Below are 22,916 nucleotides of genomic sequence, written 5' to 3' on the forward strand. Positions count from 1 at the left end.
TTCAGATAAAATTATTTGAATGCTTAGCAACCTTTTGATACTCCATTGGAGTCATACCGGAAAATCGTTTAAACTCTTTTATAAAGTGCGACTGGTCGTAATAACCCAACTCTTGAACGAATGAAGAACCCTCTAATTCTTTTTGATCAAAAAGACGAAGACAAGATTGTTCAAAACGGAAAATCCGGGCCATTAATTTGGGCGATATACCTGTTTGGTCTTTAAAAATGCGATTAAAATGACGGTCTGAGTAACCTAATTGGAAGGCTAGATTAGAGAAACTGGTAGTAGGGTGTTTTTTTAAGTAGTTGATTCCTTGTTGAACCACACTATGCTGTTTTTCTTTTTTGGAACTAATTCTACTTATAAGATATCTATCAAGTTTGTTGAAAACTTCAGCTATGCTTTTTGATTCGCAAAGGTTCTCATATATCTCATTGGCAAGCTCGCCTAAAAGAAGGGATAAAGGCTCTACTTGATTAATAGTTTCATTAATTGGTATTGGTAGGAATGGAAATAGACCATGAGGATGAAAACGAATTCCAATCAAATTGGAAGCCCCATTATACTGAATATGTAACGGCTCATGTTGGATTCCAGAAAGCCAAGAATGCTTGACGGAATATGTTTTCCGATTTCCTACTTTATAATTTCCCTCAAGCGCAAAAATCATCTCAATCTTACCATTTGGTAGTATAGTTTCATTCTTCATGAACTCACCAGTATGTAATTGCACTTGCCAATAATTTTCAATCCATGGCAACAAATGAATGGAAGGCTTCTTTATTTGGTAAATCATTAGAGCACCCCATAATTAAATAATTTCTCTACGAACAGATATAAATGCAAAAAAAAATGATTGTTCCGCCTTATTATAGCAAAAATCAGATTTTTAAAAACCAAGATTCCCCGTTATCTTTCTTTAATAAAATAGTATATACTATACTTACCAATACCCTTACAAGGAGGACTTTACATGACAGAGCAAAATCAAACAAATCAAACAGAAGAACCTAAAAAGAAGATAAGTCTACAAGATGCAATTAAAAAGCAGTTAGAGCAAAAGAAAAATCTAAACACTTCAGGCAAATCAAATACGAATGGATTAAAATCCTCTCAGAAAATGAAAAGCCAGCAAACAAAGAAACCAAGCAATACTAGAAGAAAAATGGGAGTATAATTTTCCAATAAAAAAAACGTGCTTAAGATAAGCACGTTTTTTTTATGAGATAAGTAAATAAAATGCTTCGATATGGTATCTGGTGTAAAGATATATCGCTTTTAGGAAAGATAAATTTATCCTTTATTAGACATTTTTCATAACTAGCAATTCTTTAAGTATGTACAATGGGAGAGTGAAAATCTTGTTTTCAATGAAAAGGGGAACGAGTAAAAGAAAGTCTGCACCGCAACATTTGATTAAACCTAAGGTAGAGAAAACTTAACTTAAAATTCTCGGAAAGAATAGCACAAAAAACACTCTCCAATATTACAGAGAGTGGGTAATAGCTATTAATATATTGTTTGCAGCTCTGAAAAGTCCACCGGGCCGTCTTCTACAAGATGACAGGCTGATCGCTGCTCTTTTCCTGGAATTTGGTGCAGGTCAGGAGCTTCGGTTCTGCATCGATCGAATGCATATGGACAACGCGTATGGAACCGGCAGCCTGCAGGAGGATCGATGGGAGAAGGAACATCCCCTTTCAAAATGATTCTTTCCCTCTTTTCCCCGATATGCGTGCTCGGAATAGCCGATAATAAAGCTTTAGTATATGGGTGCTGGGGATTTTGAAATAAAGTTTTCTTATCTGCAATCTCTACGATTTTACCTAGGTACATAACAATAATGCGGTCGGAAATGTGTCTTACCACACCCAGGTCATGAGAGATAAACAGATACGTAAGATTAAATTCGCGTTGTAGTTTTTTCAGCAGGTTTAAAACCTGAGCTTGAATGGAAACATCCAGCGCAGAAACCGCTTCATCACATACAATCAGCTTCGGGTCTACAGATAGAGCACGTGCGATTCCGATACGCTGGCGTTGCCCCCCGCTGAACTCATGGGGATGGCGGTCGACCTGATGTGCACCGATACCGACCGTCTCCAGCAGTTCAACGATTTTTTTACGGCGATCTTTACGGGGCACAACATTCTGGATTTCCAATGCTTCCTCCAAAATCTGGCTGACTGTCTGACGAGGATTCAAAGATGCATATGGATCTTGAAAAATAATTTGCAGATCCTTACGTTTCTTCCTCATCTCAGACTTGCTTAAAGCAAGCAAATCTTCCCCTTGGAAGCTCACTTCACCGGAATAAGGGTTATCCAGGCGCAGGATGGCACGGCCTGTTGTGGATTTACCGCAACCGGATTCCCCTACGATGCTGACAGTTTCCCCTTCCTTGACGGAAAAACTGATGTCGTCAACCGCTTTTACATGGTTAACAGTCCTCCCCAATACTCCACCTTTTATAGGAAAATATTGTTTAAGATTCTTCACTTCTAATAATGTTTGATTACTCATGACTGGCAGCAACCTCCTCATCTTCCCACTTATCTGTATAAATCCAGCAACGAACCTGGTCGCCGTCTTCCGTTTTCTCCAAGTGCGGCAGATTATTGATGCAAATGTCCCTGGCGTGCGGGCAGCGAGGGGCAAAACGGCAGCCCTTCGGCAGATTGAATGGACTAGGAACAGAACCTTGGATGACGGAAAGTTCCCCTTCCACATCCTCATCATGCTTTGGTACTGAGTTTAATAGACCGACAGTGTATGGATGTTTTGGATGCGAAAAGATAGTTTTTACATCTGCGTATTCCACTACCTTTCCGCAGTACATGACGGCCACCTTATCACACATTTCCGCTACAACCCCTAAGTCATGGGTGATCAACATAAGGGATGTACCCAATTCCTCCTGAAGCTTCTTCATTAATTCTAATATTTGTGCTTGAATCGTCACGTCGAGTGCCGTTGTCGGTTCATCCGCAATCAGCAATTCAGGATTACATGCCAGTGCAATTGCGATCATGACACGCTGGCGCATTCCTCCTGAAAGCTCAAACGGATATTGTTTAGCCCGTTTTTCAGGGGATGGTATACCCACTAGCCGGAGCATATCGACAGACTTTGTCCAAGCAGCTTTCCTTCCGAGTTTTTGATGAATCCTGATGGACTCGGCAATCTGCTCGCCACAGGTCAAGGTCGGATTTAAAGAAGTCATCGGCTCCTGGAAAATCATGCTTATGTTATTTCCACGAAGGTTCATCATCTGTTTCTTTGTTTTATCAATAAGGTTTTCATTTTTGAATAGGATTTCCCCACCAACAATTTTACCGTCACCCAGTCTCATAATGGATAGCGAGGTGATACTTTTACCGGATCCGGATTCTCCCACAATACCGAGAGTCTTCCCTTTCTCTATGGAGAAATCCACACCGTCAACTGCTTTCACTTCTCCTTCATCCGTAAAAAAAGATGTTCTTAAGCCTTTTACTTCTAATATGTTATCGCTTTTAGCTGTTGTCATGTCTTTCACCGTCCTTTAGTTAAGGTCTATCCGCTTGTTAATCATTCGATAGGTGATATCCACAAGGAAGTTAACAAATACGAACAATAATGTACACACTAAGATGGTTCCTTGCACCATTGGGAAGTCACGCATGTTTATGGATGTAATAATCAGCCGTCCGATTCCGTTTATTGCAAAAACCGTCTCTGTAATAACAGCTCCACCCAACAATGTACCGAACTGCAAACCTACTACTGTAACTACTGGAATCAAAGCATTTCTTAAAGCATGCTTATAAATGACATATTTATCGCTTACACCTTTCGCATAAGCGGTCCGGATATAATCTTGATCAATTACATCCAACATACTTGATCGAGTCATACGGGCAATGATGGCAGCACCACCGGTTCCCAGTGTAATGATAGGAAGAATCATCTGTTTCCAATCATTCCCCCATCCAGCAACAGGGAGCCAACCAAGATTTACAGAGAATAAATAAATCAACATAATACCAAGCCAGAAGTTTGGCATGGAAACACCGAACAGGGCAACAATCATGATAGAGGTATCTGCATATGAATACTTTCTGGTAGCTGAGATAATCCCCGCAATCAACCCTAGAAATACGGATAAAATCGTTCCCCATATTGCCAGCTCTATCGTAATCCAGATTCTATCAGAGAATATTTCAGATGTAACATCCCGGTTAGTACGCACAGAAGTACCAAGATCCCCTTGTATTGCATTCCCGATATAGCTGAAATACTGGACATGATATGGATCATTCAGGCCAAGCTTTTCTCTCATCGCTTCTACCTGTTCCGTACTAGCCTGCTCTCCAGCCATGATCTGAGCTGCATCCCCTGGAATCAAGTGGACCATCAGGAAAACCGCCAATGTTACACCAAATAGTACCGGTATCGTTTGAAGTAGTCTTCTTATGATAAAAATAAACATATTATTTCACCTTCTTCTCCATTATTTTCTTGATTTTGGATCTAACGCATCACGCAGTCCATCACCCATCATGTTAAATCCAATTACAACCAGCAGAATGACAATCCCTGGGAATAATGTGACATGAGGTGCTTGGGCTAAATAAGCCCGCCCTTCGCTTAACATAGCCCCCCATTCTGCTTGCGGCGGCCTTGTCCCCATTCCAAGGAAGGAAAGAGCACTTGCTGTAATAATGGCAGAAGCAATATACAATGTTGCTTGTACAATAATCGGCGACATAATATTTGGCAGGATATGACGAAAAATAATTCTTCCATCTTTTGCGCCCATAGCTTTTATTGCGTCCACATATTCAAGTTTCTTTACACTAAGGGTGGATCCGCGAACAATTCTGGCAAACGAAGGAATCGCATAAAAAGCAACGGCAATAATTACATTCCTCGTACTTGCTCCAAGAACACTTACTATTGCCAATGCCAGTAAGATTCCTGGGAATGCCAGAAGGACATCACATATCCTCATGATCAGACTATCTATCCACCTTCCATAGTATCCAGAGATAATTCCCAAAACCACTCCTACTATTGCACCTAAAAGTGTCGAAACAAATCCAATCCCTAGGGAAATCTGTGTTCCATATAGAAGTCGGCTAAAAACATCCCGCCCCATCTGGTCTGTACCAAGATAATGTTCAGCTGATGGGCCTTGAAGCTTATTCATAACATTAGTTGCGTTTGGTTCATGAGTGGCTATCAATGGTGCAAGTGCACCGAGAATTACAATTGCTATAATTATAAAGGCCCCCACCAGGGCAGCTTTATTCTTAGCCAGTTTTTTGTAAAAAGATATCCAACGGACCGTTTTTGAACTCTTAATGGTAACTGGAACCCCCGTTGTCGTTTGTGGTTGACTCATGATTCTTCCCATCCCCTCATCTGTTTGTAACATTCTTATTAGCTCTAAGTTTCTATATAACTAGATACTATAATAGCTATTTTATTGTAATATTACAATAGTTTGAAAAAGTCTTACAATACAAAATAAATAGAATGATAGTAAATATGCAAATAAATATTTTTTTCATTATATACACCGAAAAATTAATTAGAACGTAATATTTTCGTTGTCGAAAGTTGTTATATTATTACAAAAATAATATTTTTGTTAAAATTTCTTGAAAATAAACTCTTGTGAATTTTCAGTTTTTAGCTTATTATAAAAATCAATCATGGCTTATCCATTGATTTAAAATTGTATCAACAAATTCTTCAGGGGGGTAATTTTACATGAAAACAAAAAAGAATGTGTTTTTCCTGCTTCTTCTTTCCCTAATGCTGGTTCTTTCTGCATGTAGTGGTGGAAATGACAGCAGCGGGACGACAAACAACGGCGGTGCCGGAGATGATGGCGAAGTAGAAGGCCAAGATGGCGGAGAGCTATCATTCGTAGTTGGTGCAGATGCCCCAACACTTGATCCACACGGAATGAATGATACTTCCACAACAAACGTAACAACGCAAATATTCGACCGTTTAACTGCTTATGACCCTGACGGTACTGTAGTTCCTTCACTGGCCGAGTCTTTCGAAGCTATTGAAGATACTGTTTGGGAATTTAAACTACGTACTGATGTTAAATTCCACGATGGCACGGATTTCACTGCAGAGGCAGTAAAGATGACACTTGAACGTATTTTAGATCCAGAATTTGCATCTCCTCGTGCTGTAGTACTTAACATGATCACAGAAGTTGAGGTTGTTGACGAACATACAGTTCATATTAAAACTGCTGAACCTTTCGCTCCACTACCGGCTCACTTAGCACATAACGCTGGTTCTATCATCGCTCCTTCTGCAATTGAAGAAGAAAACAGCGGCGGAGAAACTGTAGACGAAAATCCAGTTGGAACAGGGCCTTTCGTATTTGAAAACTGGAACCGCGGTTCTGAAATCACATTAGTGAAAAACGAAAACTACTGGGATGGTGCACCTGCACTTGATTCCATCAAGTTTGTTGTAGTACCAGAGCAATCAACACGTGTTGCAATGCTTGAAACGGGTGAAGCTCAAGTGACACAAATCGGTGCATCTGATGTAGCCCGTGTAGAAGGCATGTCTGGTTCAGGAATCGAGTTGGTGAACGTTCGCGGTACTCGTATGGACTATCTAGGCTTCAATATGGAAAAAGAGCCATACAACATTAAAGAAGTTCGTCAAGCAATCTCCATGGCAATCAACAAAACAGATGTGGTTGACGGTATCCTGGACGGTCAGGGTGTACCTGCTGTTGGACCGCTTGCTCCTACAGTTGTTGGTAACTACCAAGATCTTGAGCCACTTGGATATGACGTGGAAGCTGCAAAGCAATTGCTTGCTGATGCGGGCTTTGAAGATGGATTTGAAACAACTCTTTATGTAAACTCTGCAAACGCTGAGCGTGAGCAAATTGCAACACTTGTCCAAGACCAATTAGGTCAAATTGGTATCACAGTTAACATTGAAATCATTGAGTGGGGTGCGTTCCTTGATGCAACTGCCAATGGTGAGCATGAACTATTCATCCTTGGATGGACTACTGTAACAGGTGATGCTGACTACGGTCTATATGCTCTATTCCATTCTTCCACATTCGGAGCGCCTGGTAACCGATCTTTCTACGCTAACGACCGCGTAGATGAATTACTTGACTTTGCCCGCTCTGAGACAAACCAGGATGAGCGTAATGAAGCTTACAAAGAAGTCTCTGAGATTCTTGTAGACGAAGCTCCAATGGTTTACCTGCAACACCCTGACTTCAACTACGGAACAAACGGTGCTAACGGTCTATTCGTAGACTTCAGTGGTACTCCTTACTTCCACGGTGTGAAGCTTCAATAAGAAAGAAAGACCCTCGACTAGTTATAAAAGTCGAGGGTTTTCTTTTTAATCTTTTCTCACACACTTTGCTTAAAATAGGAAACTTTTATGATTATTAGTCAAGTCCTTATTATTGTGTAAAATTCCTTACAAGTGTTTTCAACGGGTAATTGCCTCCTCTAAAATGAAGCACGAAAGCATTCTGTATAAGAAATCAGCCTTGCATTCCCTGAAGATACGGCATCATATCCTGGGGCTATGCGCAAATCGCCATGAAGTATGGAGAAAAAGCATTCCGTGCGCAAATCTCGAGAAGTGGTACGGAAAAACCGAGTTCCGTGCGCAAGTCCCGAGAAGTGATACGAAAAACCCGAGTTCCGTGCACAAGTTCCGAGAAGTGGTACGCAACACCGGAATACAGCATGCAAGCCACCGCGAAATCTACCCACTAACCCCGTTNATACGAAAAACCCGAGTTCCGTGCACAAGTTCCGAGAAGTGGTACGCAACACCGGAATACAGCATGCAAGCCACCGCGAAATCTACCCACTAACCCCGTTCCATTGGTGATATCCCCAAAATAAAGGACGAAAACACCAATCTAACTCTTCTAGGACCTACTTGAAATTTCTTTCTGACTATTATTCTCGCCAAACCCGAAAAACAGATAACATCACCATACATTAAACAAGGCACCACCTGGCGGCCGGAGTGCACGGTGCAAGACTCCCCTCTGGTCGATAGCGGTAGATAGTAAAACGGGAAACGGGAGACCCCTTCAGACTAACCCGAAGAAGCCTCCCGCACCACCAACAAATAAGCGAGCACTTAGAACGGAAAGAAACAGGAGTTCATCAAGTCCCCCCACCTAGGTCTATAAAGTTCCTAATCCACAATACTAAATCTGTACTCAGTAAAACTATAATAAGAATCATTTTCTTTTACATAAGCATTAGAAGGCTCGCCTAAATCCAAACCAACAGGTAAAGATTGCGTCTCAAGGCAAACCCCTAAATAGGACTTACCCTTTCCTCCATCGAGCTCCAGATTAGATGAAAGATGATTACCCGTATAAAGAACAAGCCCTTGGGAATCAGTCGCAACACTCATCTTTCTACCACTCTCAACATCCAATAAAAAGAACTCCGGAATCTTTTTGTTTAGTATATAAAAATGATCATAACCGTTTGCTAAAGAAATTTGAGGATGACTTGACTCGATTCCGTCTTTTAGAATACGACCTTCTCTAAAGTCAAACTCCGTCATATCCACTGCTTCTTTATTTGAAGATGGAAGAAAATCTTCAGAAAGTGGCAGGTACCAATCAGCAGGCATCTTCAATTTTTGTTTAAGAATATCTCTTTTTAAATTACCGCTTAAGTTAAAATACGTATGATTGGTCGGACTGTAGATTGTTTGTTTATCCGAAAAACCTTCATATGAAATGGTGAATCTATTGTCACTGGTCAATGCATATCTCACTGTTGCAGATAAATTCCCAGGATATCCTTCTTCCCCATCTTTACTTAGATAAGTGAAAACTACTCCGACCTCATTCTCCTTCTCATACACCTCATCATTCCAGCAAACATGGCTGAACCCTGATTTACCTCCATGTAGATGATTGTTTCCTTCATTTTTAGTAACGATGTATTCTTTTTTATCCAAGGAAAACTTGCTTTGGCCAATCCTCCCTGCAACTCTTCCCACTACCACTCCTAAGTAAGGAGAGTTATTTAGGTAATCTTCGTAGTCCTTAAAGCCAAGAACGATATTTTCTTTTTTTCCTAGCCTGTCTGGCATCAATATTTTGGTGATTACACACCCTAGATTTAGAAACTCTACTTCTATTCCGTTTTCATTGGTAAGATTAAATTTATAGTAGGGAGTATGTTCTAATCCTTTTATTGGTTTTTTGGATATTTTCATAAAATCAACTTCCATTCAATGAGTCTGTAAATAATCGGAAGGCATTTTGTCCGATGTTATCTCTTTTAAATACACCAGCATCTTCTAATACTCTCAAAAACTTCTGACCAACCTTTTCTCGCAAATATTCCTTTATATCCCTTGAATTAGCTAAATAAGTGTACTCCTCCTTTAGCTCATTTGCCCATGACAGATGATAGTCTTTAACAGTGGTGCCGCTTTCCAGTATATACTGCTCCACTTCCTCGAGCTCTTCCTCCAACCTCTTCGGTAAGACGGCAAGCCCCATTACTTCTATAAGGCCTATATTCTCTTTTTTAATATGTTGCACATCTGCATGAGGGTGGAAAATCCCTGATGGGTGTCTTTCCGTTGTTCTGTTATTTCTTAGCACAAGATCAACTTCGAATTGTTCACCTTTTTTCCTGACAATAGGAGTAATGGTATTGTGTGGGGTGTTTTTTGTAAAAGCTATAATATCAACTGTTTCATCACTATACCCCTTCCATTGCTCTAAAATATAGGAAGCCGCTTGAACCAGCTCTCCCTTATTATCACCTCTCAGCCTAATAACAGACATCGGCCATTTAACAGTGCTGCAATCTATATTCGGGTAGGCAGACAGCTGAAATTTAAATTCTTCTTCTGCCTTTGCCATGGCAAAATCATATCTGCCACCCTGATAATGATCATGGGATAAAATAGAGCCTCCAACTATAGGAAGGTCTGCATTGGAACCAATAAAATAATGAGGAAACTTTTCGACAAAAGCCAAAAGAGTAGCAAAGGTTTTTTCTTGTATCCGCATATCTCTGTGCTCTTCCGATAACAGTATACAATGTTCATTGTAATACACATAAGGGGAATATTGTAATAACCATCCTTCTTCGTTCAGTGCTACCCGAATCATGCGGTGGTTCGAACGGGCAGGATGACCAATCCGACCTGCATATCCCTCATTTTCCATGCAAAGTAAACAAGCAGGATAATTCGCATCTTGTTTTAGTTCTTTTTCTAATTGAATTTCTTTCGGGTCCTTTTCCGGTTTGGAAAGGTTAATTGTAATATCTAATTTTCCATACTGAGTTTCTGCTTTGTATTCGATGTTTTTATTTATTCGCTTCATTTGAATATAGTTGCTGTTTTTACTTAATGTATAAAAATAATCCGTTGCAGTTCTAGGATCATCGTTAAACATCCGATAAAACTTATGATTTATTTCAGATGGCTTTGACATAAAGCAGTTCATGATACTGCTCATCAGGATCTCTTTTTCGTCTAGCAGATTGGAGATTAAACCTTCTGCAACTGCATAATCAACCAGGTCTACTACTAAATCTGGTATGTTAGCTTCTGAGCTATCTGTTGGAAGATCCTCTTTTTGAAAATCCTTCAATTGCAGCAAATGTAGAATTTGATTGCGCACATAAACTTCATCTTCAAATTCAATCAGATTTCCTTTTAGCCCCTGCTCTACTAATAACTGAATAACCGTAGTGACTTTTTTCTTCTTCATTTGGAATCACCTTCATATCCTGTAGGATGTTGTTGGTGCCACTTCCATGCATCAGAAATTATTTTTTCGATATTGTTATAGTTAGGCTTCCAGTTCAAGATAGTCTTTGCCTTAAGTGAGGATGCAACCAATTGTCCGGGATCCCCGGCCCGACGTTCACCTATTTTTGCGGGAATCGCATGATTCGTTATTTTTCTAGCTGCTTCAATAATTTCTTTAACAGAAAACCCTTTATTGGAACCAAGATTAAAAACTTCACTCTCACCGCCATTTTTCAAATAAGTAAGCGCCAAAAGATGCGCCCCAACTAAGTCTTCCACATGTATATAATCTCTTATGCAGGTACCATCTGGAGTATCATAGTCTTCACCGAATACTGTAATATGTTCTCGCTTCCCAAGTGCAACTTGCAAGACGATTGGTATTAAATGTGTTTCAGGGGTATGATCCTCTCCAATTACGCCCTCAACTCTTGCGCCAGCCACATTAAAATAGCGCAGTGCAACAAATTTAATTCCATATGCCTGATCGCACCACTTCATTATTTTCTCCATTGCAAGCTTTGTTTCACCATATGGATTAGTAGGAGCGGTTAAAGCATCTTCCGTTATCGGAATCTGATCTGGTTCACCGTATGTGGCAGCTGTGGAGGAAAAGACAATATTCTTGACCCCAAACTCCTTCATGACCTCTAGTAAGACTTGTGTACCATAAACATTGTTATGATAATATAATAGCGGATCCTCCATCGACTCTCCGACAAGGGAATTAGCGGCAAAATGAACCACCTGTTCTATTTTCTCCTGTTGAAATACATTTCTCAGAAACTTTTTATCTCGCAAGTCTCCTTGATAAAAAACAGCCTTTGGGTGGACAGCCTCGATATGCCCCGTTTGCAGATTATCTACTACCACTACCTCTTGACCATTTTCGATAAGCTGATACACTGCATGTGATCCTATATAGCCTGCTCCACCTAAAACTAGTATACTCATCTTTTCACCCTCCTACTTTGATTTCTTTTGCACCATCACCGATACTTGCAATATAAAACGTTGCCTCCAAGCCTGTGGATTCTAAATATTTATCGCCAACAGATCTAATGAATTCATCAATTTTATCTTCTTCCACAATAGCGATTGCACATCCACCAAACCCCGCTCCAGTCATCCTTGCTCCAAGGGTACCTTCCTGTTCCCAGGCAGCCTCAACTAATGTATCTAATTCCAGACCGGTAACTTCATAGTCATCGCGAAGAGAAATATGGGATAAGTTCATCAACTTTCCAAATTCATTTAATCTTCCGTCCTTAAGTGCATGCAGTGCCTTCTCTGTTCTGGCATTTTCTGTTACTGCATGTCTGGCCCTTCTCATCGTAACTTCATCCTCGATTAGGTTCTTATTTCCCTCAAACGTCTGCTCGGTAATAGCTCCCAAGGACAAAACATCCAGCTCCTGTTGGAGGTATACTAACGCTTTTTCGCATTCATTTCTTCTTTCATTATACTTGGATGTTGCCAAGGTCCGTTGCTTATTTGTGTTCATAATAATAATCTTATAATCTTCCAGTTCGAGTGGAGCATACTCATACTCCAACGTAGTACAGTCCAGCAAGATGCCATGGTCCTTTTTTCCCATTCCAATAGCAAACTGATCCATGATACCGCTGTTAACCCCAATATACTGGTTTTCTACCTGCTGTCCAAGTTTCACAAGATCGATTCTGTCGATCTCTAAATTAAAGAGGTTTTCAAGTAATACTCCTGTTACCAATTCTATCGAGGCGGACGATGATAAACCTGCTCCGTTGGGAATATTGCCATAAAATAAAACATCAAATCCAGAATCGATAGACTGATGCCTTTGATTCAAAAATTTAACCATTCCCTTTGGATAATTAGCCCAATCGTGTGCTGCATTATAGTCCAATCTATCCATTTCCACATCGATAACCCCAGTGTGCGGAAAATTACTCGAATACATTCTGATTTTTTGATCACTTCTCTTTTTAGCAATTGCATAAGTACCATAAGTTATAGCACAAGGAAAAACATTTCCTCCATTATAATCCGTATGTTCTCCAATTAAATTAATCCGACCAGGTGCAAAAAAAACACGGGGGTCAGCTGTTGTAAAAATCTCTTCAAAAGTACCAATTAGTTGTTTCGTCTCCATCCCATTTCCTCCACCCATTCATCTTTAAAAAAGTATTTTTCTTAATGCTTTATATTAGTAGTTTACTATCTTTTAGTAAAACACACAATATTTTTATCTATTTTTACTAAATAAATGTTTTCTTTTATGGGAGCAAAAAATCACACCCTTCCACAAGTTAGCCCAACGTAAAAAAATCCGCTCCTTTATATAAGGAAGCGAATTTTTTTAAGAAGGCGTATTTTTCTCACAGCTTTCACGAATGACTAGATGGGTTGGCACGACTATTTTCTGTGACAATGTTCTTTCACTCTCTAATCGGTCAAGTAAAAGTTTTACAGCTACTTCCCCCATAAATTCGGTGTATACTTTTACAGTTGTTAAAGAGGGCTGTAGATATCTTGAAGTCGCAATATCATTAAAACCGACAATAGAAACTTCTTGTGGAACTTTCACCCCTTCTTCATGCAATGCTCTAATTGCACCAATAGCCATGCTATCACTCGCAATAAAAAAAGCTGTCGGTAAATTCCCCTCAGAAAGAGCTTCCTTCATAAGCGCATATCCGTCTTCTGCAGTAAAGGAGCCAGTCCACACATTTTTCGAATTAAACATATTCCTTAAGGAAAGGTACTCATAGAAAGTTACTTCCCTTTCATCCTTTATCGGAATGCCACCGTGAACATATTCTCTTCCACCAATGTATCCGATATCCCGATGCTCCAGGTTTGTCAGATATTCTAACACTTCGGTCATTGATTTACGAAAATCAACGACTACACTGTCGTAATTATCGTTTGGGGAAAAGTCGACTAGTACGATATTTTCGGAAATTTTGTTAAACTCCTCAATTTCCTCGGAACTGTATTTTCCTACTGCTATGATGCCATCTAATGAACTCGCACGGTTTGTGCTCATTTCCTTTTTCACAAACAACTTAACAATGTCAATCTGACGTTCAAAGCACTCTTTTTCAATACCTAGTCTAATCGACATATAATATGGATCAGCCAACTCCTGCTGCTCGGAGTACCAATAAATTAGCCCGAACTGTAAACGCTTTGACTCTTCTTTCCTCCCCCGAGTTTTACTGGATTTTTTATAATGGAGGCTTTCTGCTATTTCAAATATTTTTTTCCGGGTTTCATTTGTAACGCTCAGGCTGGTATCATAGTTTAACACTCTTGAAACTGTTGCCAATGATACTCCAGCTCTTTCTGCAATATCCTTTAACGTCGCCAATCGTTTTATTCCTCCTTGATTTAAATCTTCTTAGTTTTATTTTACTAAACTTTAAACTGTTTTACTTCTATTAATTTAATCCTTAGTGAAAAGATCATATTTATATCGGTTACATTACCCCGAACTACCTGCTAATTTTTAGCGCTCTGCTACACTTTTTCCATGTACAAGACTTGGGATTTAAATAGCCTTTCATTAAGCCTATATAGTTAGTATGAATGACCAGCAAATAAAAAACCAGCCCCTCGGCTGGTTTTATCTTAAGCATACAGTTTGTTTTGTTCTTTCTTAAAGAATTCCTTCATCGCATGGAACACATCTGGCTTTTGTTTTAAAATAAAATGTCTGAACTTTTCATCACTCATGTTCTTGTAGGCTGACATAAGGGTACTGTGGCGATTATACTGATTAACCTCTCCGTATCCAAACATGTTTGAAACCTTCATCAGTTCTGCCACTAGCTTCACACAACGCTGATTATCAGAGGTTAAATTATCACCATCTGAAAAATGGAATGGGTAAATATTAAAGCGAGTCGGTGAATATTTTCCGTCAATTAACTCCAAAGCCTTACGATAGGCGGAAGAACAAATAGTCCCCCCACTTTCCCCTTTAGAGAAAAAGTCCTCTTCACTAACCACCTTTGCTTCTGTGTGATGGGCGATAAATTCAATTTCCACCGTTTCATATTTGGTTCGCAGGAACCGTGTCATCCAAAAATAGAAGCTTCTTGCCATATACTTCTCCCACATTCCCATGGAACCGCTAGTGTCCATCATCATGAGTACTACTGCTTTGGAATCTGGTTTTTCCACGTCATTCCAAGTCTTAAATTTAAGATCCTCCTGATAGATGGGATGAAAGCTCGCTGCCCCTGTCATCGCGTTTCGTTTATAGGCTGACATCATGGTTCGTTTCTTATCGATATTTCCCATTAACCCAGTTCTTCTTATATCATTAAACTCATAATCTTCAACTATATTGTCATCCCGCTCTTTTTGTTTAAGGTTTGGCAGCTCCAACTGATTGAATAAAGCGGATTCTAAGTCCATTAAAGATACTTCTGCTTCGTAATAGTCCTCCCCTGCCTGGTCTCCTGCTCCCTGGCCTTTCCCTGGACCCTTCTGCTGACCTGAACCGTCCCTTGCAACCACATCACCAATTTGGCTATCTCCATCACCTTGGCCAACATGCTTGTTTTTGTCATAGTTATAACGAATTCTGTACTCATCTAAAGACCTGATTGGGATCTTAACGACCTCTTTGCCATTAGACATCACAATATTCTCTTCCGTAATAAGATCTGGTAAATTATTTTTAATAGCCTCCTGGACCTTATCATGATGGCGTTTTTGGTCATCATGGCCTTTTCGATGGAGGGACCAATCCTCTTTGGACACTACAAAATTCGTCTCATCTGACATCGTCATCGATATCCCTCCTTGTATTTGGTAAACAATTTCATAAAACTCTGGAACCATTTCGTAAAGTACTGCATACAATATCTAGGTAAAAATTTTAAAGAGACCAACCTTGAATCAAAAGAAGGGTTGGTTACTCTATCCTATGCACGTATCTGAAATAATTGACAGATTATTTAGATAATTAGGCTCCCAAACTACAAGAATAGACAAGCATCAGGCTTTCTTAGTATTACTAGATTTATGCAAGAACCAGCTAGTACTATACGAAATTTAGAAAATAAAAAAACCTTCCCACATCAGGAAGGTTCACTATTCTTTTTCATTCTCATTATTATTGCTATGCTGTTGAGGATCTCGTGTTCGATCTGTTTTATTTTCTTTAAATTGTTCCATCTCTTTTGATAATTTTTCCATCTCTTCTTCATTGGAGGCCATCGTATTTTCAGTTCTAGTAGATGAATCTTTTTCCATTATTATCACCCCTATTCCCTATTTTCCCCTTCGCTAATGATATCAAACCTCTTTTAGGGAAGGATTAGGGTGTGGATGTAGCAAAAAACAGCAGAGGCATCCCCTGCTGTTTTCTATTTATTTTTATCGGTTTAACAGACTTCCCACATAACGCAGCAGATCATTCGCTGAGGTAGAGTTGTAGCCATGTTCATCTACTAGACGTGCTACTACCTCGTTAACTTTCTTAAGCTGCGCCTCATCCGGCGTTTTCGATGATGTGGTAATCTTCACAACATCCTTTAGATCAGCAAACAGCTTTTTCTGAATCGCTTCTCTTAAGCGCTCATGTGAGTTATAATCAAACCGCTTTCCTTTACGAGCATATGCGGAAATACGAATGAGAATTTCTTCCCTGAAAGCCTTCTTCGCATTCTCAGAGATACCAATTTGTTCTTCAATGGAACGCATGAGTTTTTCATCTGCCCCCATCTCTTCTCCAGTTAATGGGTCACGGAGCTTAGCTTTATTACAATAGGCCTCCACATTGTCCAGATAGTTTTCCATCAATGTCTTCGCGGACTCTTCATAAGAATACACAAATGCCTTTTGAACTTCTTTCTTGGCAATATTATCATACTCTTTTCTCGCTACAGAAATAAAATTCAAGAATCGTTCGCGATCTTCATTAGAAATGGAAGCATGCTGATCCAATCCTTCTTTAAGTGAACGCAGGACATCCAATGCGTTAAGAGATGGTACCTCCTTACGAATGATAGTCGAAGAGATGCGATTGATAACATAACGAGGATCAATGCCGCTCATTCCTTCATCCGCATATTCCTTTTTAAGCTCCTGGATATCGATGCTATTGAATCCTTCTACTGATTCCCCGTCATATAGACGCATTTTCTTCACCAAATCAATGTCTCCACGCTTTGGTTCCTTTAAGCGAGTTAAAATAGTAAACATTGCTGCGACCCGTAAAGTATGTGGTGCAATATGCACATCCGCTACATCACTCTCATTTATCATTTTCTCATAAATTCTTTCTTCTTCTGTCAGCCTTAGGTTATATGGTACCGGCATGACAATGATACGGGAATGCAACGCTTCATTCTTTTTATTAGAAATAAAGGAACGGTATTCCGTTTCGTTCGTATGTGCCACAATCAATTCATCTGCACTAATTAAAGCGAATCGTCCAGCTTTGAAGTTTCCTTCCTGCGTTAAAGACAATAAATGCCACAAAAACTTCTCATCACACTTTAACATCTCCTGGAACTCCATCATTCCACGGTTGGCTTTATTAAGTTCTCCATCAAATCGATAAGCTCTCGGATCGGATTCTGAGCCAAATTCCGCTATTGTAGAGAAATCAATACTACCGGTTAAGTCTGCAATGTCCTGTGACTTCGGATCTGAAGGACTAAAGGTTCCAATTCCCACACGCTGGTTCTCAGACAAGAAAATCCGCTCTATTAGCACATCTTCAATTCGCCCACCATACTCTTTTTCCAGTCTCATCATATTCAAAGGCGACAGATTTCCTTCAACCCTTATTCCATACTCTTGATAAAAATCTTCCCGTAAATGATGTGGAATAAGATGCAAAGGGTCCTCGTGCATTGGGCACCCTTTAATCGCATAAACAGCACCACGATCTGTATGTGTATATTGTTCCAATCCTCTTTTTAAAATGGTAACGAGCGTCGACTTCCCTCCACTTACTGGGCCCATCAAAAGAAGTATCCTTTTCCGAACATCCAGCCGTTTCGCTGCAGGATGGAAATACTCTTCAACTAACCGTTCTAACGCATCTTCTAAACCAAATAAGGCACTGCTGAAGAATTTATACCTCCGCTGCCCCTCCACCTCTTCTACACCCGCATCTTTAATCATATTGTAAACCCTAGAATGGGCAGATTGTGCCACCCACGGTTCTCGTTTAATCAATTCCAAATACTCTCCAAAGGTTCCTTCCCACTTCAAACGATGTTCTTCTTCACGAAACTTTTCAATTTTACGTAAAATTTCCATAAGGACCTCCCCTTTATAACATCCATAAGAGCGCGATGCCTGATTAATATACTCTATGCTCCCCAAAGGTGAAACATGCTTTTAAATTAGAAAAGCGCAAGCGGCTCGTTCAGCTCCGACAAGCATAAGACAGTTCACGCAAGTGGTCGCTCTTTGACCTCTGGTGGGAATTGATTTATGACTCGAGGAGCTAGCCGCTGGAGCTAGACAAACAAAAGCGCAAGCGGCTCGTTCAGCTCCGACAAGCATAAGACAGTTCACGCAAGAGGTCGCTCTTTGACCTCTGGAGGGAAATGATTTATGACTCGAGGAGCTAGCCGCTGGAGCTAGACAAAGAAAAGCGCAAGCGGCTCGTTCAGCTCCGACAAGCATAAGACAGTTCACGCAAGAGGACGCACATTGACCACTGGAGGGAAATGATTAATGACTCGAGGAGCTAGCCGCTGGAGCTAGACAAAGAAAAGCGCAAGCGGCTCGTTCAGCTCCGACAAGCATCTAGTAAGTCTGTCATAAATTCTCCACACAAACCATTCACAATGCTTGTCCATTAGGATATAATAAAAGGTAGTATGCTTACATGAACTTTACCTTACATAAGGAGGAAACGAGACATGGGAACAAGTGGATTCTTAATTCTAGGTGTATGCCTTGCATTCTTAACAGCTATCTTTACAGCTGGGGTCGATGAAAGACCGGGTACAAGAAAGAAATAAATTAAATTATAAGTGCAAATGCCTTTTGCCCACACTAAAAACATCATTAAATAAATCAAACAAAAGACCTCCTAACTGTATAGGAGGTCTTTTCTATTCTTCCGGAAACTCAATTGATAAGTCAGGATAATCCTGTTGACGCAAAGCTTCGTATATTAAGATAGCTGCTGTATTGGACAAGTTTAAAGAGCGAACCTTCGTTGTCATTGGTAATCGTAAACACTGATCTAAATTACTTTGTATTAGATCCTTAGGTAAGCCGGTTGTCTCTCTGCCGAATACAAAGAAATAATCCTTGTCCATATTACTATAATCAAAAGAAGTATGTGGCTTTGTGCCAAACTTTGTAATATAGAAAAATTCCGCTTCTTTATTCTTTTCAAATAACTCCTCTAAGCTATCATAATAAACAACTTTTACAAATTCCCAATAATCCAGACCTGCTCTTTTTAACATTTTATCATCTGTAGAAAACCCTAATGGCCTAATCAGATGCAAAGTGGTATTGGTTGCAGCACAGGTTCTTGCAATATTTCCTGTATTAGCAGGAATCTCTGGTTGATATAGTACAACATTTAATCCCATTCATTTTCACCTCTGTTTTATGCAGAAAATATATCCTCTACAACAATACCTTTTTCTGAGAAGAGAATCAACCACTAATCTCTATCAATAATATGAAAAAACTTATATTTTATTTTAGGTGTATAAGCTGTGGAATCCTCATACGCCCAATACCTCATTCGGCTATTATAAGTATGTGCATTTACTAGTGGCTGCCCATCTGCATCTTTAGCAACAACGATGGTGTTATGGTCAAACCTGCCATCACCCTGAAAATCATAGCATATGACATCCCCTGGCATTAATAACTCCGCACTCTGAACTTCTTTACCCTTCACCCCGGCTTTTGCACTTGGCAAATACCATCGCAATGCATGTGCAACACTCCAGGTATAACTCCAAGAATTCCCCTTCATCCACCAGCCACTGCTTTTGTTTGGATGACCAACCATCGGGGCTCCCCCCTCATGCAAACACTGGGAGATAAAATTTGTGCAATCTACATCAAACTTTCTATATTTCGGATTATAGCTATCCCACCATTGCTCCGCATATCTAACTGCTTCTAATCTATTATAAGTAAAGCGCAGGTTTCTATCCTCTGCTACTTCTTCCATCGGCGTAATGGAAAAGCCCTGCTCATGTCCACCTTCATCATTAAGAGAGTAATCCTCAACCACATCTTCACCCGCCCATAACAAATATCGTTGATCTGCTTCTTCCTCTAAATATAATTTATTCCCATGCTTTATTAGATAACCAATATAAACCTCATAGACTGCAGCTTCATTTCCACCATCACTCTTCATCGAAATAATCTTTCCCGATGCGGAACACTTTACAATTTCTGCTCCTCTTTTTTGATGCATCCGCTGCTTTTTAAAGACTGTATCATTATTCATCATTTCCCTGCCGGTATGCTTACTTTTATATACATACCTATTAACTTGATTTTGGATATGTAGCATCAGCTTTTCACGCATCCTCAGCCCTCCCATTTAATCATCCATAGTCCCATAATATGATGAGGGAGCTAAAAACATTAAGAAAATAAAAATCGTTGCCTAAGACGGTAGATAATCGATAGAATATAGCGTATAAAGTAAATTGCCGCGATAAAAAACACAGTAACAGCAATTTTTTACAAAACGGCAAAAAAAAGACAGAAGCATCAGCTTCCGTCTTGTAACATGGCAATCCCCTTATCTATTTCCATTAATACTCCTTCGTCCTGTTCTTGCTCTTTAAAGCCTACTAATGATTCAAGTGCAGCTTTATCCCCAATTTTACCAACAGCCCATGCAGCTGTTCCGCGAATAACAGGGCGCGGATCATTTTTCATTAAATCTAACAAATCATTTACCGCTGTAGCATCTTTAAAATGTGCCAATGCCAATATCGCATTCCGTTGTATCGGTTTCTTTCCACGCCATGAGCCAGAAATCAACCCAAACGTTTCGCGAAATTCACGATTTGAAATAGTCAGTAACGGCTTTAATTTAGGCTTAACTACTTCAGGATCGGGTTCCATTTCTGGATGCAAGTGGAAATCCACCCCTTTATTTTCCGGACATACAGTTTGGCAGGTATCGCAGCCATAAACTCGATTCCCAATCTTAGTCCGATACTCCTCCGCTAAAAACCCTTTTGTTTGCGTTAAAAAGGCAATACATTTATTTGAATCGAGTTGCCCACCTTGAACAAGCGCACCAGTGGGACACACTTCTACGCACTTATTACAAGTACCACAATTATCTTCCAATGGTCTATCCGGTTCAAAAGCGATGGTAGTAATCATCTCTCCTAAATACACATAAGAACCGAACTCTGGTGTAATAATCGAACAGTTCTTCCCACTCCAGCCAATTCCAGCTCGTTCCGCCACAGCCCGATCACTCAATTCACCAGTATCAACCATAGATTTAGTTAAAGCATTAGGCTGCTGCTCTTTAATAAAGGCCTCCAGCTTCTGAAGCTTACCCCTTAATACATGGTGATAATCCATCCCCCAAGAAGCACGACAAAAAATTCCTCTACGATCTTCCCGTGTACTTCGTGGAGCATCCTTCATTTTAGAAGGATACGCTAGCGCAATTGCAATAATCGATTTAGCCTCAGGCAGTAATAGCTCTGGATTCGTCCGCTTCTCAATATCCGATTCTTCAAATCCAGACTGATACCCATTCTCCTGCTGTACCCGAAGCCTCTCCTTCAAACCGGTAAACACACCTGCACTTGCAAAGCCAATCTTATCAATACCTATCTCTTTACTATAAGCAATAATATCAGCTTTTAACTTTTGGTTGCCCTTATTCAACATGAACACCTCCCCTACTAGTTAACTTGTCTTTCTCTATCCTATACGAAATATGGTACACTTACCATAATGAAAACAATGGAAAGGGGTAACAAAATGCAAACTTTTGTAGAACAAACTGTAAAAAATTATATATCGAACTTTAAATTTGGAATCATATTCTATGAAGATATCACAATAAGTGACTCGCCTCAAATGTTAAAAGGAAGAATTCGACTCTTTCAAGAATCTCTCCATATTGATCTTGAAAACAAAGAAATAAAAGACATTACTGGCGTTACAGAATGGCGTTCCGTTTTTAAACAGTTTGGAACGGACCCTACAAGGTACCGTCCATCTGTTGAAGCTTTATTTCGGCGTCTAAAAAAAGGGCAATTTCTCGATCCCTTTAATTCAGCGGTCGACTTAAACAACTTTTTCTCTTTGAAATATGAAATTCCATTAGGTATCTATGACTTAGAAAAACTTCAAGGTAGCCTCTCCTTTTCTATCGGAGAAGATCAAAGTGTGTACGATGGACTTAATGGCCGTGAGATAAGTATGAAAAATATGCTACATACAGCAGATCACCTTGGTCCCTTTGGAAGCCCGTTTGTAGATAGCAGAAGAACGGCAGTATCTGAAACAACCAAATCTGCCCTCCATGTCGTTTATTTTAAGCCATCAATGGAAATCACGGAATGTAAAGAGATGCTAGAGGCTATAAGCAAGATGTTTGTCCAGGTACACGGAGGAACAACTAAAACCCAAATAATTAATTAAAGCAGGTTAAATACTGTTGCCAGCTTGGAAATATAAACCTCGCTCTTCTTGAATGGTTAAAGAATTAACCTTATCTTTATCTACCTCTCTACATATTAGAACACCATAGAAGCTGATCAAGTTTCAAATGTGGGGGATTGATACTAAAGTAAAATGTTAGTTTTAATTTGAACAAAAAAGACTTCAGCAATTAAGCTGAAGTCTTTTTGTTACTTATGAAGCGGGTGAAGAGAATCGAACTCTCATCATCAGCTTGGAAGGCTGAGGTTTTACCACTAAACTACACCCGCATACTATTCCTAGTGAATATCTAGATAGAAGATAAAATAAGTACCGATGGTCGGGGTCGAACCGACACTCCAGAAGGAACACGATTTTGAGTCGTGCGCGTCTGCCAATTCCGCCACACCGGCTTAATGACAAAATATATGAAAATGGTGCCGAGAACCGGAATCGAACCGGTACGGTAGTCACCT

At 39.8% G+C, this 22,916-nt stretch carries 19 protein-coding genes and 2 tRNA genes; 3 read left to right on the forward strand and 18 right to left on the reverse strand.

Features of this window, described 5'->3' with window-relative positions; genetic code table 11:
* Position 1: 1 nt before the first annotated feature.
* Complete coding sequence (locus K9B36_RS05320) at positions 2-799, reverse strand: AraC family transcriptional regulator (RefSeq protein ID WP_223700940.1); 798 nt, start codon at positions 797-799, stop codon at positions 2-4.
* Between the two features lie 177 nt (positions 800-976).
* Here K9B36_RS05320 and K9B36_RS05325 point away from each other — a divergent pair, with 177 nt between their 5' ends.
* Positions 977-1,180 (forward strand): hypothetical protein, encoded by a 204-nt coding sequence (locus tag K9B36_RS05325; protein ID WP_223700941.1) that lies wholly within the window; start codon positions 977-979, stop codon positions 1,178-1,180.
* Positions 1,181-1,512: 332 nt separating this feature from the next.
* Here K9B36_RS05325 and K9B36_RS05330 read toward each other — a convergent pair whose 3' ends face one another.
* Genes K9B36_RS05330 through K9B36_RS05345 form a run of 4 tightly spaced genes read right to left on the reverse strand, consistent with a single transcriptional unit; the run spans position 1,513 to position 5,389 of the window.
* On the reverse strand, positions 1,513-2,526 hold the full coding sequence (locus K9B36_RS05330; protein ID WP_317889855.1) for an ABC transporter ATP-binding protein: 1,014 nt from the start codon (positions 2,524-2,526) through the stop codon (positions 1,513-1,515).
* Complete coding sequence (locus tag K9B36_RS05335) at positions 2,519-3,532, reverse strand: ABC transporter ATP-binding protein (RefSeq protein ID WP_223700942.1); 1,014 nt, start codon at positions 3,530-3,532, stop codon at positions 2,519-2,521. Before K9B36_RS05335 ends, K9B36_RS05330 begins: the two co-directional genes overlap by 8 nt.
* Before the next feature lie 15 nt (positions 3,533-3,547).
* The gene (locus tag K9B36_RS05340) at positions 3,548-4,474 is read right to left on the reverse strand and encodes an ABC transporter permease (RefSeq protein WP_223700943.1); all 927 of its coding nucleotides are present in this window, start codon (positions 4,472-4,474) and stop codon (positions 3,548-3,550) included.
* A 21-nt stretch (positions 4,475-4,495) separates the two neighbouring features.
* Positions 4,496-5,389 (reverse strand): ABC transporter permease, encoded by an 894-nt coding sequence (locus K9B36_RS05345; RefSeq protein WP_223700944.1) that lies wholly within the window; start codon positions 5,387-5,389, stop codon positions 4,496-4,498.
* A gap of 371 nt (positions 5,390-5,760) precedes the next feature.
* On the opposite strand from K9B36_RS05345, the gene K9B36_RS05350 reads away from it, so the two are divergent.
* Positions 5,761-7,350, forward strand: a complete 1,590-nt coding sequence (locus tag K9B36_RS05350) for a glutathione ABC transporter substrate-binding protein (protein WP_223700945.1) — start codon at positions 5,761-5,763, stop codon at positions 7,348-7,350.
* Positions 7,351-8,214: 864 nt separating this feature from the next.
* On the opposite strand, the gene K9B36_RS05355 is transcribed toward K9B36_RS05350, so the two are convergent.
* The 11 genes from K9B36_RS05355 to queG all read right to left on the reverse strand — a co-directional run bounded on the left by K9B36_RS05355 (position 8,215) and on the right by queG (position 21,681).
* Complete coding sequence (locus tag K9B36_RS05355) at positions 8,215-9,258, reverse strand: aldose epimerase family protein (protein ID WP_223700946.1); 1,044 nt, start codon at positions 9,256-9,258, stop codon at positions 8,215-8,217.
* Between the two features lie 4 nt (positions 9,259-9,262).
* On the reverse strand, positions 9,263-10,774 hold the full coding sequence (gene galT / locus K9B36_RS05360; RefSeq protein ID WP_223700947.1) for a UDP-glucose--hexose-1-phosphate uridylyltransferase: 1,512 nt from the start codon (positions 10,772-10,774) through the stop codon (positions 9,263-9,265).
* The gene (gene galE / locus K9B36_RS05365) at positions 10,771-11,769 is read right to left on the reverse strand and encodes a UDP-glucose 4-epimerase GalE (RefSeq protein ID WP_223700948.1); all 999 of its coding nucleotides are present in this window, start codon (positions 11,767-11,769) and stop codon (positions 10,771-10,773) included. Before galE ends, galT begins: the two co-directional genes overlap by 4 nt.
* Positions 11,770-11,773: 4 nt before the next feature.
* Positions 11,774-12,949 (reverse strand): galactokinase, encoded by a 1,176-nt coding sequence (locus K9B36_RS05370; protein WP_223700949.1) that lies wholly within the window; start codon positions 12,947-12,949, stop codon positions 11,774-11,776.
* 207 nt (positions 12,950-13,156) lie between these two features.
* Positions 13,157-14,170 (reverse strand): LacI family DNA-binding transcriptional regulator, encoded by a 1,014-nt coding sequence (locus K9B36_RS05375; protein WP_223700950.1) that lies wholly within the window; start codon positions 14,168-14,170, stop codon positions 13,157-13,159.
* A gap of 260 nt (positions 14,171-14,430) precedes the next feature.
* A complete protein-coding gene (gene yhbH, locus K9B36_RS05380) occupies positions 14,431-15,600 on the reverse strand; it encodes a sporulation protein YhbH (RefSeq protein WP_223700951.1) in 1,170 nt (389 codons plus the stop codon).
* Between the two features lie 303 nt (positions 15,601-15,903).
* The gene (locus K9B36_RS05385; RefSeq protein WP_223700952.1) at positions 15,904-16,065 is read right to left on the reverse strand and encodes a hypothetical protein; all 162 of its coding nucleotides are present in this window, start codon (positions 16,063-16,065) and stop codon (positions 15,904-15,906) included.
* Positions 16,066-16,188: 123 nt separating this feature from the next.
* On the reverse strand, positions 16,189-18,084 hold the full coding sequence (locus K9B36_RS05390) for a PrkA family serine protein kinase (protein WP_223700953.1): 1,896 nt from the start codon (positions 18,082-18,084) through the stop codon (positions 16,189-16,191).
* An 806-nt stretch (positions 18,085-18,890) separates the two neighbouring features.
* Complete coding sequence (gene trmL, locus K9B36_RS05395) at positions 18,891-19,382, reverse strand: tRNA (uridine(34)/cytosine(34)/5-carboxymethylaminomethyluridine(34)-2'-O)-methyltransferase TrmL (protein WP_223700954.1); 492 nt, start codon at positions 19,380-19,382, stop codon at positions 18,891-18,893.
* Between the two features lie 74 nt (positions 19,383-19,456).
* Positions 19,457-20,344 (reverse strand): amidase domain-containing protein, encoded by an 888-nt coding sequence (locus K9B36_RS05400; RefSeq protein ID WP_223700955.1) that lies wholly within the window; start codon positions 20,342-20,344, stop codon positions 19,457-19,459.
* 188 nt (positions 20,345-20,532) lie between these two features.
* Entirely contained in the window at positions 20,533-21,681 is a 1,149-nt protein-coding gene (gene queG, locus K9B36_RS05405; protein ID WP_223700956.1) for a tRNA epoxyqueuosine(34) reductase QueG, read from the reverse strand.
* A gap of 93 nt (positions 21,682-21,774) precedes the next feature.
* On the opposite strand from queG, the gene K9B36_RS05410 reads away from it, so the two are divergent.
* Positions 21,775-22,440 (forward strand): B3/B4 domain-containing protein, encoded by a 666-nt coding sequence (locus K9B36_RS05410; protein ID WP_223700957.1) that lies wholly within the window; start codon positions 21,775-21,777, stop codon positions 22,438-22,440.
* Positions 22,441-22,659: 219 nt separating this feature from the next.
* Here the strand turns inward: K9B36_RS05410 and K9B36_RS05415 are convergent.
* Together K9B36_RS05415 and K9B36_RS05420 are read right to left on the reverse strand one after the other, a co-directional pair.
* Positions 22,660-22,730, reverse strand: a tRNA-Gly gene (locus K9B36_RS05415).
* Positions 22,731-22,771: 41 nt separating this feature from the next.
* A tRNA-Leu gene (locus K9B36_RS05420) sits at positions 22,772-22,853 on the reverse strand.
* Positions 22,854-22,916 lie beyond the last annotated feature (63 nt).

The sequence above is a fragment of the Sutcliffiella deserti genome (assembly GCF_020037475.1).
Classification (GTDB): domain Bacteria; phylum Bacillota; class Bacilli; order Bacillales; family Bacillaceae_I; genus Sutcliffiella_A; species Sutcliffiella_A deserti.

What these genes read in the sequence shown, in the direction of transcription:
- K9B36_RS05320 (WP_223700940.1), bottom strand. Translation starts at nt 799, where the DNA reads ATGATTTACCAAATAAAGAAGCCTTCCATTCATTTGTTGCCATGGATT.
- K9B36_RS05325 (WP_223700941.1), top strand. Translation starts at nt 977, where the DNA reads ATGACAGAGCAAAATCAAACAAATCAAACAGAAGAACCTAAAAAGAAG.
- K9B36_RS05330 (WP_317889855.1), bottom strand. Translation starts at nt 2,526, where the DNA reads ATGAGTAATCAAACATTATTAGAAGTGAAGAATCTTAAACAATATTTT.
- K9B36_RS05335 (WP_223700942.1), bottom strand. Translation starts at nt 3,532, where the DNA reads ATGACAACAGCTAAAAGCGATAACATATTAGAAGTAAAAGGCTTAAGA.
- K9B36_RS05340 (WP_223700943.1), bottom strand. Translation starts at nt 4,474, where the DNA reads ATGTTTATTTTTATCATAAGAAGACTACTTCAAACGATACCGGTACTA.
- K9B36_RS05345 (WP_223700944.1), bottom strand. Translation starts at nt 5,389, where the DNA reads ATGAGTCAACCACAAACGACAACGGGGGTTCCAGTTACCATTAAGAGT.
- K9B36_RS05350 (WP_223700945.1), top strand. Translation starts at nt 5,761, where the DNA reads ATGAAAACAAAAAAGAATGTGTTTTTCCTGCTTCTTCTTTCCCTAATG.
- K9B36_RS05355 (WP_223700946.1), bottom strand. Translation starts at nt 9,258, where the DNA reads ATGAAAATATCCAAAAAACCAATAAAAGGATTAGAACATACTCCCTAC.
- galT (WP_223700947.1), bottom strand. Translation starts at nt 10,774, where the DNA reads ATGAAGAAGAAAAAAGTCACTACGGTTATTCAGTTATTAGTAGAGCAG.
- galE (WP_223700948.1), bottom strand. Translation starts at nt 11,769, where the DNA reads ATGAGTATACTAGTTTTAGGTGGAGCAGGCTATATAGGATCACATGCA.
- K9B36_RS05370 (WP_223700949.1), bottom strand. Translation starts at nt 12,949, where the DNA reads ATGGAGACGAAACAACTAATTGGTACTTTTGAAGAGATTTTTACAACA.
- yhbH (WP_223700951.1), bottom strand. Translation starts at nt 15,600, where the DNA reads ATGACGATGTCAGATGAGACGAATTTTGTAGTGTCCAAAGAGGATTGG.
- K9B36_RS05385 (WP_223700952.1), bottom strand. Translation starts at nt 16,065, where the DNA reads ATGGAAAAAGATTCATCTACTAGAACTGAAAATACGATGGCCTCCAAT.
- K9B36_RS05390 (WP_223700953.1), bottom strand. Translation starts at nt 18,084, where the DNA reads ATGGAAATTTTACGTAAAATTGAAAAGTTTCGTGAAGAAGAACATCGT.
- trmL (WP_223700954.1), bottom strand. Translation starts at nt 19,382, where the DNA reads ATGGGATTAAATGTTGTACTATATCAACCAGAGATTCCTGCTAATACA.
- K9B36_RS05400 (WP_223700955.1), bottom strand. Translation starts at nt 20,344, where the DNA reads ATGCGTGAAAAGCTGATGCTACATATCCAAAATCAAGTTAATAGGTAT.
- queG (WP_223700956.1), bottom strand. Translation starts at nt 21,681, where the DNA reads ATGTTGAATAAGGGCAACCAAAAGTTAAAAGCTGATATTATTGCTTAT.
- K9B36_RS05410 (WP_223700957.1), top strand. Translation starts at nt 21,775, where the DNA reads ATGCAAACTTTTGTAGAACAAACTGTAAAAAATTATATATCGAACTTT.